Annotated in this window: 11 protein-coding genes; 3 read left to right on the plus strand and 8 right to left on the minus strand. The window is 58.3% G+C overall.

Translation table 11 applies throughout. The annotated features are described in order from the left end of the window. Positions 1-80 precede the first annotated feature (80 nt). Positions 81-965, plus strand: a complete 885-nt coding sequence (locus tag GS614_RS16830) for a DMT family transporter (protein WP_171726845.1) — start codon at positions 81-83, stop codon at positions 963-965. On the opposite strand, the gene uvrC is transcribed toward GS614_RS16830, so the two are convergent. The 6 genes from uvrC to GS614_RS16860 form a co-directional block, all read right to left on the minus strand. Beyond that, complete coding sequence (gene uvrC / locus GS614_RS16835) at positions 962-2,824, minus strand: excinuclease ABC subunit UvrC (RefSeq protein WP_171726846.1); 1,863 nt, start codon at positions 2,822-2,824, stop codon at positions 962-964. The two genes, GS614_RS16830 and uvrC, sit on opposite strands and share 4 nt — an antisense overlap. Before the next feature lie 290 nt (positions 2,825-3,114). Next, positions 3,115-3,894 (minus strand): SDR family oxidoreductase, encoded by a 780-nt coding sequence (locus GS614_RS16840; RefSeq protein WP_171726847.1) that lies wholly within the window; start codon positions 3,892-3,894, stop codon positions 3,115-3,117. A gap of 21 nt (positions 3,895-3,915) precedes the next feature. Continuing rightward, positions 3,916-4,875, minus strand: coding sequence for a calcium/sodium antiporter (locus GS614_RS16845; protein ID WP_171119832.1), 960 nt, complete (start codon positions 4,873-4,875; stop codon positions 3,916-3,918). 171 nt (positions 4,876-5,046) lie between these two features. Further along, the gene (locus GS614_RS16850; RefSeq protein WP_171726848.1) at positions 5,047-5,844 is read right to left on the minus strand and encodes a S49 family peptidase; all 798 of its coding nucleotides are present in this window, start codon (positions 5,842-5,844) and stop codon (positions 5,047-5,049) included. Positions 5,845-5,958: 114 nt separating this feature from the next. Continuing rightward, positions 5,959-6,720, minus strand: a complete 762-nt coding sequence (locus GS614_RS16855; RefSeq protein WP_171119787.1) for an ABC transporter permease — start codon at positions 6,718-6,720, stop codon at positions 5,959-5,961. Further along, positions 6,717-7,646, minus strand: a complete 930-nt coding sequence (locus GS614_RS16860; RefSeq protein WP_171726849.1) for an ABC transporter ATP-binding protein — start codon at positions 7,644-7,646, stop codon at positions 6,717-6,719. Before GS614_RS16860 ends, GS614_RS16855 begins: the two co-directional genes overlap by 4 nt. A gap of 165 nt (positions 7,647-7,811) precedes the next feature. Here GS614_RS16860 and GS614_RS16865 point away from each other — a divergent pair, with 165 nt between their 5' ends. Next, positions 7,812-8,906 carry a CaiB/BaiF CoA-transferase family protein gene (locus tag GS614_RS16865; protein WP_171726850.1) on the plus strand — a complete coding sequence of 365 codons (1,095 nt, stop codon included), beginning with the start codon at positions 7,812-7,814 and terminating at the stop codon, positions 8,904-8,906. Between the two features lie 80 nt (positions 8,907-8,986). On the opposite strand, the gene hemE is transcribed toward GS614_RS16865, so the two are convergent. Then, positions 8,987-10,021 carry a uroporphyrinogen decarboxylase gene (gene hemE / locus GS614_RS16870; protein WP_171726851.1) on the minus strand — a complete coding sequence of 345 codons (1,035 nt, stop codon included), beginning with the start codon at positions 10,019-10,021 and terminating at the stop codon, positions 8,987-8,989. A 106-nt stretch (positions 10,022-10,127) separates the two neighbouring features. Here hemE and hemC point away from each other — a divergent pair, with 106 nt between their 5' ends. Beyond that, complete coding sequence (gene hemC / locus GS614_RS16875) at positions 10,128-11,093, plus strand: hydroxymethylbilane synthase (RefSeq protein ID WP_171233183.1); 966 nt, start codon at positions 10,128-10,130, stop codon at positions 11,091-11,093. A gap of 238 nt (positions 11,094-11,331) precedes the next feature. Here hemC and GS614_RS16880 read toward each other — a convergent pair whose 3' ends face one another. Continuing rightward, positions 11,332-12,603, minus strand: a complete 1,272-nt coding sequence (locus GS614_RS16880) for an aspartate aminotransferase family protein (protein ID WP_171726852.1) — start codon at positions 12,601-12,603, stop codon at positions 11,332-11,334. Between the last annotated feature and the right edge of the window lies 1 nt (position 12,604).

Genomic DNA, 12,604 nt, shown 5'->3' on the forward strand with positions numbered 1-12,604 from the left:
CGACGTCTCAGAACAGTACCTCTTGGCCTTTCCCGGCTTTACGGTCAGATTGCCGCGCAAGCCCAGCCGGAAAGAACCAGATGACAGCGCATATTCAAACCGACACACGGTCAAACATGATCGGCAGCCTCTGGATGGTCGCCGCAATGGCCGGTTTTGCGCTGGAGGATGCGATGCTGAAGGCAGCTTCAGCCGCGCTGCCGATCTGGCAGGTCCTGGTTCTTTTCGGCGCGGGCGGGTCGGTGATTTTCGCTGCGGTGGCCCGGGCCCGTGGGCAGCGGCTGTTGCAACCTGACGTTCTGTCCCTCCCGATGAAAATTCGGGTGCTGTTCGAGGTCTTTGGTCGGTTGTTCTATGTTCTGGCCATCGCACTGACGCCGTTGTCCTCGGCCACGGTGATCCTGCAAGCCACGCCTCTGGTCGTTGTTGCAGGCGCCGCGTTGTTCTTTGGCGAGACAGTCGGTTGGCGGCGTTGGAGCGCTATCTTTGTCGGCATGATCGGCGTTGTCGTCATCCTGCAACCCACCGGAGACAGCTTTTCGTTGCTGTCGATACTGGCGGTGCTGGGAATGCTGGGATTTGCCGGACGTGATCTGGCCAGCCGCGCAGCACCTGCCACGCTTGGAACCGAAGTCCTGGGGTTTTACGGCTTCCTCAGCATCATCGTGGCCGGGGTGGCCTATCGGTTCTGGGAGGGCGCGCCGATTGCACCGGTTGGCCTTCACACCAGCCTGCATCTGATCGGTGCGGTGCTGATGGGCGTAATGGCCTATGCGTCGCTGATGAAGGCGATGCGCACCGGCGAAGTGTCCGCCGTGACCCCGTTCAGATACACCCGGCTGTTGTTCGGCATTGGGCTTGGCGTAGCCATGTTTGGTGAGAGGCTGGATCCCAACATGTGGATCGGCAGCGCGCTGATCGTCGCGTCGGGCCTATATATCCTGTGGCGGGGCCGGCAAGCCTAGCCCTTGTCGTGAAAGAAATCGTAAACCTTCTGCGCCAACCCGGCCGAAATCCCTTCGACCGCTTTCAAATCGGCCAGATTGGCCCGGCTGACGGCTTTGGCGCTGCCGAAATGGGTCAACAGAGCACGCTTGCGCGCAGCCCCTACCCCTGGGATTTCATCCAACGGCGTTGCACCCACGGCTTTGGCGCGTTTTGCACGATGGGTGCCGATGGCGAACCGGTGCGCTTCGTCTCTGAGGCGTTGAATGAAATACAACACAGGGTCGTTGCGTTTCAGCGCAAAGGGGCGCTGGCCGATCCGGTGAAACTCTTCCTTGCCGTGGTCGCGGTCGACCCCCTTGGCGACGCCGACCATGGGAATGTCTTCGACCCCATGTTCGACCATGATCTGATGCACCGCGCTTACCTGCCCGGCACCGCCATCGATCAGCAACAGATCGGGCCACAGCCCTTTGTCGCGGTCCGGGTCTTCCTTTTGCAGTCTGGTGAAGCGGCGGTTCAGCACCTCTTTCATCATGCCGAAATCGTCACCCGGTGTCAGGTCATCACCGCGAATGTTGAACTTGCGGTAAGCGTTCTTCATGAACCCCTCGGGGCCGGCCACGATCATGCCGCCGACAGCATTGGTGCCCTGAATATGAGAGTTGTCATAGACTTCGATCCGTCCCGGCGGACCATCCAGATCGAACGCCTCGGCCAGCCCGCGCAGCAACTTGGCCTGCGTGGCACTTTCCGACATGCGGCGGGCCAAAGCCTCGCGCGCGTTGCGCAAGGCACCGGCAACAAGTTCCTGTTTTTCGCCACGCTGCGGCACAAGGATTTCGACCTTGCGCCCGGCTTTCTCAGACAGCGCGTCCTGCATCAGATCCACGTTTTCGATTCCGTCCGACAGGATCAGCTGACGCGGCGGTTCCTTGTTGTCGTAGAACTGGCCCAGAAAGGCCTCCATCACCTCGGCAGGTGAAACATCCGGGCCGACGCGGGGATAGAAATCCTTGTTGCCCCAGTTCTGGTTCGCACGGATAAAAAACACCTGCACGCAGGCCTGACCGCTGTCCATATACAGGCCGATCACGTCCGCCTCGGCCACACCGCGCGGGTTGATACCCTGAGAGGTCTGCACCTGCGTCAGAGCCCGGATGCGGTCACGCAGACCTGCGGCGCGTTCGAACTCCATCGCCTCAGATGCGGCCATCATCTGCTCGGCCAATTCCTCTTGCACCTTTGTCGAGCGGCCCGACAGGAAGCGTTCGGCGTCCTTCACGCTTTCACGGTAATCCTGCTCTGAGATCAGGCCGACACACGGCCCGGAACACCGCTTGATCTGATATAGAAGGCATGGCCGCGTTCGGCTGTCGAACATCGAATCCGAGCAGTTGCGCAGCAGGAACGCTTTTTGCAACTGGTTCAGCGTCCGGTTCACCGCACCGGCACTGGCGAAGGGGCCGAAATAGGCACCTTTTTCCTTCTTCGCCCCTCGGTGTTTCTTGATCTGCGGAAAGTCATGATCCTTGGCGACCAGTATGTTCGGAAAGCTTTTGTCATCCCGCAACAGTACATTGTACTTGGGTTTGAGCTGCTTGATCAGGTTCTGCTCAAGCAGCAGGGCCTCGGTCTCGGTTCGCGTGGTCAGGAACATCATCGAGGCCGTCGCGGCGATCATCTTTTCGATCCGCCCCGAATGACCCGGCCGTGTGTAATTCGACACCCGTGCCCTGAGATTTCGGGCTTTGCCGACATACAGAACCCGGCTGTCTGCATCGAGCATGCGGTAAACGCCCGGAGAACTGTCCAGCGTTTTTACATAGCGCTGAATGCAGGCATAGCCGGTGGGGGGTGATTCGCTGTCGGTGGTCATGATCCTGAGATATGATTCTCTGGCAATGGCTGCAATCTCACGCCTTCCAGATCAAGAGAAAACAAATCCACGGTTTCTGTGGATAAGTGTGAAGATAAAATTCCGGAAGATCGGAAATCCCCTTGTTTCCTTGCCTATTCCTTTACTTGCACAAAAAATAGGCAACTTATCAAGTGCTTGTTTTTAAATGTTATTTTTTTGCATACTTAGCAAGTGTATGAAAAAAAAGACATTTTTGTAACGCGCGTGTAACATAATTGAGAGCGGTGCAAAACTTGCAGCAGAATTACTTATTCAACACCCAGAACATCCGGAGTTTTCCAACCCAGATGCTGACCGCCGTCCACACATAAAAGCTGTCCGGTGACCGCGTGAGCATCCAGAAAATACCCAAGCGCTGCGGTTATGTCAGACGGGTTGGATCCCCGCTCCAGAACGGTATTTGAACGCTGTGTCTGGAAATGCTCTTCGCTTTGCCGGTGGCCCTGCATCGTGGGGCCCGGCCCGATCGCATTGACACGGATCGTCGGAGACAACGCCTGCGCCGCCGTTCGGGTCAGTGCCCACAAACCCATTTTTGCGATGGTGTATGACATGAACTCGGGCGTCAGTTTACGCACGCGCATGTCCACCATGTTGACGATGAGGCCGGTTGCAAGCGGCTCGCCCTTTTCATCTGTTCCAGCACTCAGCCCCTGACCTGCCATGGCCTGCGTCAGCACAAAGGGCGCGCGCAGGTTGCTGTCGAGATGTCGATCCCAGCTTTGCCGGGTTGCCGTGCGGATGTTGTCGTATTCGAAGATCGATGCGTTGTTCACCAGACACGTAATTGGCCCGCCCAGCGCCTCGGCCGCTTTGGGCAGCAGCGCCTGAACCTGAGCTTCGTCCAGCAGATCGGCCTTCAGGGTCACGGATTTTCGGCCCAGGGTCTGTACCTCTGCCGCCGTCTCCTGCGCCGGACCTTCGGATGAGGCGTAATGCACGGCCACATCGAAACCTCGATCTGCCAGATACAGTGCCATGGCCCGGCCCAGACGAATACCGGCGCCGGTGACTAGGGCTCGGGTCATGCTTCACCTCGTTTTGTCAGATCACACCAGCAATACGGTGACATAAAGCACATAAAGGAAAGTCAACACCAACCCCCAGATGCGCGAGATATCTTGTTTGAAAAATACAAACGGTATCAGCAGCAGCGATGCGCCCAGCATGACCCAAAGATCGAATTGCAGGAACTCGGGATCAACCGGGATACGACCAAACCAGGTTGCGATCCCGATGATGGCCAAAAGGTTGAACATGTTCGAACCGATCACGTTACCCAGCGCAACGTCGGCCTGTCTGCGCAAAGCGGCCATAACTGTTGTCGCCAATTCGGGCAAAGACGTTCCAACTGCGATCAACGTCAAACCAATGACCGTCTCACTGACCCCGTAGGTCCGCGCGATGATCGTTGCGTTATCTACCAAAAGATGCGCACCCATTGGCAGACCAATCAGCCCGAGGATCAGATACACCGACACCTTCCAATAAGGCATGTCAGGATCAGCTTCTTCCAGCCCCTCAAGCTCTTCGTCCACACAGGCTTCACCGCAGGCTTTGCGATGGGCTTTTGCCTCGCGGAAGGCGTTCAGAAGAACAAGACCCAACGCCGCCAGCAAGATCAGGCCGCTGAAGAACGTGAACGTTCCCAAGAATGCCAAACCAATGAACAGAACCGTCGCCATCAGCATGAAGACATAGTTCCGGCGGCTGTTGCATTCACTGGTGTGTAGAGTCGCCAGAAGCGCGGGAAGGCCCAGAACCAGCAAAATATTCGCCGTGTTTGATCCGACCACATTGCCCAGTGCGATACCGGGGGCGTTCTCTTTCAAAGCGCTGATGGCAATCAAAAGCTCAGGCGCGGACGTTCCGAATGCCACAATCGTCAGGCTGACGATCAACGCCGGAACACCCAGACGCAGGCTCAGGTTTACAGCACCGCGCACAAGCGCATCGCCTGCAAGCAGCAGGATCAACAGCCCAAGACCAGACAGCAGCCAAGTGGTGATCAAGTCCGACCTCCTTTTTCGCAGGCGCAGGGGCCTTTGCCTATGCGAAACCGTCCGCAGCGCGGACACTTGGCGGAACTCAGTTTCTTCTGCCCCGGAAAGCGCAGTTTGCCGAACATCGCCAGGACACCCATGCCAATCAGAAAAAGTGTGACAGCCTTGATGATCACGTCACAAACCAAAACGCGCGTAGGCCGCACGCTCCTCCAGGCCAGCAATGGCATCCTGTGCGAAGCTGGCCCCAAAACGCGTCCAGATCGGTTTGCGCACACCGTAGCGGCGGAACTTGACCTTGTCGCCAAAGCGTTCCTGCATCTTGGGCTTGAGATGAGCGATGCCATCAATCAGGCCCAATTCTTGCGCGCGGCGCGCCAGCCAAACCTCACCGGTGAACAAATCTGCAATTTGATCCAGCTTGTCCCCACGTCGCGCTTTGACATGATCAATGAAGTTTTCGTGGATATCCCCCAGCAAACCTTGCAGGCGGGCCACATCCTCTTTCTTTTCCGGCGCAAACGGGTCCAGCATGGATTTCGACTGGCCCGCCGTATGCACGCGCCGCTCAAACCCTTGCCGCGCCAGAAAGACATGCGCGCCAAACCCGGCCGAGATTACACCGATTGACCCAAGAACCGAACTATCATCGGCCCAGATCTCGTCCGCTGCGGCAGCCAGCCAATAGCCGCCGGAGGCCGCAACATCCTCGACAAAGGCAATCACCGGCACATCCAGCTCTTCCGACAAACGCCGGATGCGGGCACCGATCAGCGAACTTTGCACAGGGGACCCGCCCGGGGAATTAAGCTCAATCGCCACGGCGGCTGGTTTTCCCTTGCGAAACGCTTTTTCCAGAACAGGCGCCAGGGTTGTGTCGTTCAACGCCCCACGCCCCGCCATTCCAATGGAACCGGACAAACGGACAACGGCCACGCAAGGGTGCTTTTTTACGAACGGCAGGCTGAGCTTCATGGGTGCCGATGTAGAGTGCCCCCAACCCGTAAACAAGGGACTCTGCTGGCGTTAAACGCGACGTGAACCAAATTCACACACCCGATGGGCAAAAATGCAACGCCTTGGCGAGGGTCAGCTGCGAATGCGCCAGCCGGTTTTGAATATCCAGCCGATAACCGCCAGGCACAGAGCCGTAAAAGCGACAATGGCAAGAAGGCTGAAAACGATCGGCACATCTGCCAGCCCGTAAAAGGACCAGCGGAAACCCGAAATCAGATAGACCACGGGATTGAACAGCGTGATGGTCTGCCACAATGGCGGCAGCATCGAGATCGAATAGAACGTACCCCCCAGAAAGATTAGTGGCGTCACCACCAACTGCGGCACCAGCGACATCTGCTCGAAGTTGCTGGCCCAGATGCCGATGATGAATCCCAGCAACGAAAAGCTGAGACAGGACAGGATCAGAAACGCGGCCATGGCGAATGGATGCTCGATCCGAATATCGACGAAAAACGTCGCGGTGACCAAAATCACCAACCCCACGAACAACGCCTTGGTTGCGGCGGCACCGACATATCCGATCACGATCTCGATGAAATTGACCGGAGCGGACAACAGCTCGTAGATGGTGCCCAGAAACTTGGGGAAGTAAATTCCGAACGACGCGTTCGAAATCGACAGCATCACCACCGACAACATGATCAGCCCCGGCACGATGAATGCACCGTATGAAACGCCCTCGACCTCTTGGATACGGCTGCCGATGGCGGTGCCAAACACCACGAAATAAAGCGACGTCGACAGAACCGGCGACAGAAAACTCTGTGCCAGAGTTCGAAAGAAACGGGTCATTTCGAACCGGTAGATGGCAGCGATCGCGGTCCAGTTCATGCGGCCTCTCCCGATACCAGATTGACAAAAATCTCTTCCAGGCTTGATTGCCTGGTCTGTACGTCGCGCAACACCAACCCGGCCTCGGACACGTCATTCAGCAAGGTCGTTATGCCGGTACGATCCGCATTGGTATCGTAGGTATAGATCAGACAATCACCTGCGCCGTTGAGGGCCAGATTGTGGCTGACCAGACTATCGGGAATTCGGTCGATGGGTTCGGTCAGCATGACTTCGATCTGCTTTTTTCCCATCTGCGACATGAGTGTGTCTTTGTCCTGCACCAGCAAAAGCTCACCCTTGTCGATGACGCCGACACGATCCGCAATCGCTTCTGCTTCTTCAATGTAATGGGTGGTCAGAATGATGGTGACACCGTCCCGTTTCAGTTCCGCCACAAGCTCCCACATGTCCTTGCGCAACTCGACATCCACTCCGGCAGTCGGCTCGTCCAGAAAAAGCACACGGGGTTCATGGGCCAGGGCCTTGGCGATCAGCACCCTCCGCTTCATGCCGCCGGACAATTCCTTGATCGCGTTGTTGCGCTTGTCCCACAGGGACAGCTTGCGCAAAATCTCTTCGATCCGCGCGCTGTCTTTGCCAAGCCCGAACAGCCCACGCGACAACCGGACCGTGTTCCAGACCTTTTCAAACGGTTCCAGCGCGATCTCTTGCGGTACAAGCCCTATCATCCTGCGCGCTGCGCGATAATCGGACTGGGTGTCATGTCCGCCAACCGTGACCACCCCCGAGGTCGGAGTCGTTATTCCACAAATCGTCGAAATCAGGGTTGTCTTTCCGGCGCCATTTGGTCCCAGAAGCGCAAGTATCTCACCCTCTTCAATATTCAGAGACACACCTTTCAGCGCCTCGAACCCATCCGCGTAAGACTTGCGAAGGTTTTTGATGGACAAAATGGTCGTCATATCCGTTCCCCGTTCCGACCGAGACCCTATCGCGCGGAACCAGCCTGTAACAGGTCAATTTCGCACAACGTGCTGCTCATTCTGTAATGGTTGTCAGAACCATGCTCAATTCCAACTTGCAATCCGTCAACCCACCCGCAAACTCTGCCACAACGGAGGGCGCCGATGCTGAATGGAATACGCATAGTCGAAATCGAAGGGCTGGGCCCCGGCCCGTTTGCCGCCATGCAGCTAGCTGATCTGGGCGCCGACGTCATCACGATCCACCGCAAAGGCCAGGCAGTAACACCGGGCATGCCGGACAACTCGCTTCTGGACCGCGGCAAACGATCGATCGCGCTTGATCTGAAGGATCCCGAAGATTTGGCGACCGCCCGTCGCCTGATTGACACGGCAGACGCACTGATCGAAGGCTTTCGCCCCGGCGTGATGGAGAAGCTGGGACTTGGCCCGGATCTTTGCCTGACCCGCAACCCAAAACTGATATATGGCCGCATGACAGGCTGGGGTCAGGATGGTCCGCTGGCCGATACGGCTGGGCATGACCTGAACTACATCGCCTTGTCCGGTGCGCTCTGGTACGCCTCTCTCCCGGATCAGCCGCCTCAAACCCCTGCAACCCTGGTCGGCGATATCGGCGGAGGCGCCATGTACCTTGTCGCGGGCATCCTGGCAGGTTTGATCAACGCGCAAAGAACCGGGAAAGGCACCGTGGTCGACGCCGCCATCTACGACGGCTCGGCCCATATGATGAACCTTCTGATGACTATGCGCCAAACCGGAAACCTGTCTGAAACCCGCGGCCAAAGCCTGTTGGACGGCCCGCATTGGAGCCGAACCTACACCTGCGCGGACGGCGGATTTGTTTCGGTCCAATGCCTCGAGCCAAAATTCTACGCCCGATTGCTTGAAATCCTGGGCCTGTCCCGGGACCCGGCATTCCAACAACAGTACACCCGCAAGCTCTGGCCCAACCTGACCCGGCGCCTGACCGAAATCTTCTCGTCCAGGCCGCGCGACCACTGGGCCAAACTGTTCGACGGTTCAGACGCCTGCGTCGCCCCGGTACTCAGCCCCGACGAGGCCACAGCCCATCCGATGAATGCGGCCCGTCAATCCTGGCGCCAGACTGACGGCACCCTACAGGCCGCAGCCGCCCCACGCTTCTCCACACACCAGTGGCAACCAAAGCCCAGCCCGGCCCGCGGCGAGCACACAGCCGAGATCCTGAACGAACTCCAAGCCCCGGAAAGCACCTGACACACTCTTCATCTGGCCAGAAATATCCCGGGGGTGAATTGGCCAGCGGCCAAGAGGGGGCTGGCCCCCTCCCACGCGTTCTACCCGCCGCGCACCGTGTCGATCATCAGCTGAACGTTGTCCGGGTCGGCATCCGGAGTGATACCATGGCCGAGGTTGAAAATATGCGGCCCTGTGGAAAACGCCTCAACGATGCGCCGGGTCTCATCCACCAGCGCCTGCCCGCCGGTAACCATGTGCGACGACGCCAGATTGCCTTGCACACAGCCATCAATCTGCACTTTCTCAGCCGCCCATTCGGGCGACACGGAATTGTCCAGCGCCACGCAATCCACGCCGGTCAAGCTTGCAAACCCGATATACCCGTCGCCTGCTTCCCGCGGAAATCCAATCACGGGGATGCCGGGGTGACGTTCCTTGATGGCCTGCGTGATCACCCGGCACGGCTCGACCGCGTATTTTCGGAAAGCTTCGCCCTTCAAAGACCCCGCCCAACTGTCAAATATCTTGACCACCTCGGCACCAGCGTCGATCTGAGCGGACAGATATTCAATCGTCGCCGCGGTGATGCGGTCCAACAGTGCCTCGAACAAAGCGGTATCACCTTCGCGCAGCGCATGCGCGGGACCCTGATCCGGCGTGCCGCGCCCTGCAATCATGTACGTGGCAACAGTCCACGGCGCACCTGCGAATCCGATCAAGGTGGTTTCCGACGGCAATTCCCGCGAAAGAATGCGCACCGTCTCGTAAACCGGTGACAATGTCTCGTGAATCGCGTCAACAGGCTTCAACGCATCAAACTCGGCCTGCTGCGTGATGGTGGACAAACGCGGGCCTTCACCTGTCACGAACCAAAGATCAGCCCCCAGCGCCTGTGGCACCAGAAGGATGTCGGCAAACAGGATCGCCGCATCGAACCCATATCGCCGAATTGGCTGCAAGGTAACTTCTGCTGCCAGTTCAGGATTGTAGCACAGTGACAGGAAATCCCCGGCCTGAGCACGTGTGGCCCGGTATTCCGGCAAATACCGACCCGCCTGACGCATCATCCAGATCGGCGGCACATCCTGTACTTCGCCCGCCAGCGCCCGCAGCAGCTTCTTTGTCTCGGCCATGTTTGTCCCCAGCATTCAGGTTTTGGCAACGGGTCGTCCTTCGGCGGCAATTTGTCAAGCTCAGCCCCCATTGTCAGGGCAATGTGACGCGACTAAAGCTGTACACATGACTTTGACCCTGCCCACCCCCGCATCGCCCCTCAGAATCGGCACTCGTGGCTCGCCGCTGGCTCTGGCTCAGGCCTATGAAACGCGCCAACGTCTGAGCGATGCCTTCGATCTGCCACAGGATGCGTTCGAAATCGTGGTGATCAAGACGACCGGTGACAATCGCGCCATGATCGACGCGGATCGACCGCTGAAGGAAATCGGCAACAAGGGCTTGTTCACCAAGGAAATCGAAGAGGCGATGCTGCGCGCCGAGATCGACATCGCCGTGCATTCAACAAAGGACATGCCCGTTGAACAACCCGAAGGGCTGGTCCTGGATACGTTCCTGCCGCGCGAGGATGTGCGCGACGCCTTCATCTCACCGCGGTTGGGCTCGATCCACGATCTGCCCGAAGGCGCCGTTGTGGGCACCTCGTCCTTGCGGCGGCGGGCGCAGCTGCTGAACAGGAGGCCGGATCTGAAAGTGGTCGAGTTTCGCGGAAACGTGCAGACACGGCTGAAAAAGCTCGAAGACGGGGTTGCTGATTGCACGTTTCTGGCAATGGCAGGCATTCGCCGTTTGGGAATGGATGAGGTTCCGGCCAGCGCCATTTCCCCTGACGACATGCTGCCAGCGATCGCGCAGGGCACCATCGGCATCGAGCGGCGCAGCGACGACATGCGCGCGGCCGAAATGCTGGACGCGATTCATCACACCGAAACGGGATGGCGTCTGGCGGCTGAACGCACATTGCTGGCCGCGCTGGACGGGTCCTGCGAAACCCCGATCGCCGGCCTTGCCGAACTTGACGGCGACACCCTAAGGTTGCGGGGCGAAGTGCTACGCCCGGACGGAACGGAAACCGCCAGCAGAGATATGACCGGCCCCGTCGAGGATGGGCCTGAGATGGCCCGCGCGATGGCGGCTGAACTGCTTGAACAGGCGGGGCCTGATCTATTCGATTGGAAAAATTCAAAATAAATTTGTTTAGTGTGAACTTGATCACTGTAGCAGGCGGCGCGATCAGGCATTACTGTGACATACCGAAGAGGAAGTCGGGTCAGTCTCGAAAGTATCGAAAAGTTTTCAGATTGCCGGTGTTTTAATCAGTATTCGAGGGGGCGAGGCTGACCCCCGGCTTCCAAAGGTAGCGGGTCGCTGTTGAGTTCAACAGCGACCCGTTTACGTTGTGCCAGATTGCGTTGTGCCAGACCCGCGTTCAGGAAATCGCTTCGACGGCGTGACGAACGGCCTCTCTGGTCTGTTCCAGATCCGCTTCGGTAACCGCCAGCGACGGGTACAGTTTGCCCGGAGCCTTGAAGACCCCATGCGCCCGCAACGTTGCATTGTAAGTGGCATTGCGCTGCGGATCATCATGGTTTGCGCTGCGATAATCCCGACATTCGGCCTTGGTGAAATAAATGTCGAACAAGGTCTCGTCACCGCAGATGCGATGGGCGATGCCCGCCTCATTCAAAGCGTCCGATTGCATCTGCTGCAACTGCCTCCCAATCGAGCGCAGGTGTTCATAGGTGCCGTCGCGCCGCAAAACCTCCATCGTCTTCAGCCCCGCCGCTGAGGCTATGGGGTTGCCGGACAAAGTGCCCAACTGCATCAGCCAGCCCTGTTCTCCGACTTTCGATTTGTCGAAATGCTTCATGATCTCGGTGCTGGCACCCAATGCTGCCAGAGGGAAACCACCACCGGTGATCTTGCCAAGCGTACAGATATCCGGGGTCACGCCATATCGCTCTTGTGCGCCGCCATAAGCCAGACGGAACCCGGTGACGATCTCATCAAAAATCAGCAGCACACCAAATTTGTCGCACAAGGTCCGCAAGCCCTGCAAAAACCCCGGCTCGGGCGGGATGATCCGCTGCAAGGGTTCGACCATGATCGCAGCGACATCATCATGTTCGTCCAGCAGCGCCGCCACCGCGTCAAGATCATTGAAAGGCGCGATCAGCATCTGCTCGGCCACGCTTTGGGGGATACCGGCGCTGTCGGGAACGGCCTGCGGGAAATTGACCCGGCGGCTGGGGGCCAGGCTCATCTGCGCCTCGGCGCTCATTCCGTGATACCCCCCTTCGAACTTGAGGATCTTGTCGCGCCCGGTATAGGCACGCGCCAGCCGCATGGCGTACATGTCTGCTTCGCCCCCAGAGGCAACAAAACGCACCTGCTCGCAACAGGGGGCGGCTTCGATGATGGCCTCGGCCAGTTCGATGCCCTTGCTGTTGTTGGCGAAGAAGGTCATGCCTTTGGGCAATTGCTCCAGCACCGCTTCCATCACCTCGGGGTGGCCATGGCCCAGCAGCATCGGGCCGGACCCGATCAGATAGTCGATATATTCGTTCCCGTCCTCGTCCCAGACATGGCTGCCCTCGCCACGGGCGATGATGATGCCCGGATCGAAGTTGCCGAAACCGCCAGCTGGCAGAACCTCTTTTGCGCGTGCTATCCACTCAGACTGTGTCTGGATCTTCAGCATC

The sequence above is a fragment of the Ruegeria sp. HKCCD6604 genome, assembly GCF_013110635.1.
Lineage (GTDB): Bacteria > Pseudomonadota > Alphaproteobacteria > Rhodobacterales > Rhodobacteraceae > Ruegeria.

Excerpts from the sequence above, each read along its gene's own strand:
- GS614_RS16830 (WP_171726845.1), top strand. The coding sequence starts at position 81 with ATGACAGCGCATATTCAAACCGACACACGGTCAAACATGATCGGCAGC.
- hemC (WP_171233183.1), top strand. The coding sequence starts at position 10,128 with ATGACTTTGACCCTGCCCACCCCCGCATCGCCCCTCAGAATCGGCACT.
- uvrC (WP_171726846.1), bottom strand. The coding sequence starts at position 2,824 with ATGACCACCGACAGCGAATCACCCCCCACCGGCTATGCCTGCATTCAG.
- GS614_RS16850 (WP_171726848.1), bottom strand. The coding sequence starts at position 5,844 with ATGAAGCTCAGCCTGCCGTTCGTAAAAAAGCACCCTTGCGTGGCCGTT.
- GS614_RS16855 (WP_171119787.1), bottom strand. The coding sequence starts at position 6,720 with ATGAACTGGACCGCGATCGCTGCCATCTACCGGTTCGAAATGACCCGT.
- GS614_RS16880 (WP_171726852.1), bottom strand. The coding sequence starts at position 12,603 with ATGCTGAAGATCCAGACACAGTCTGAGTGGATAGCACGCGCAAAAGAG.
- hemE (WP_171726851.1), bottom strand. The coding sequence starts at position 10,021 with ATGGCCGAGACAAAGAAGCTGCTGCGGGCGCTGGCGGGCGAAGTACAG.
- GS614_RS16865 (WP_171726850.1), top strand. The coding sequence starts at position 7,812 with ATGCTGAATGGAATACGCATAGTCGAAATCGAAGGGCTGGGCCCCGGC.
- GS614_RS16860 (WP_171726849.1), bottom strand. The coding sequence starts at position 7,646 with ATGACGACCATTTTGTCCATCAAAAACCTTCGCAAGTCTTACGCGGAT.
- GS614_RS16840 (WP_171726847.1), bottom strand. The coding sequence starts at position 3,894 with ATGACCCGAGCCCTAGTCACCGGCGCCGGTATTCGTCTGGGCCGGGCC.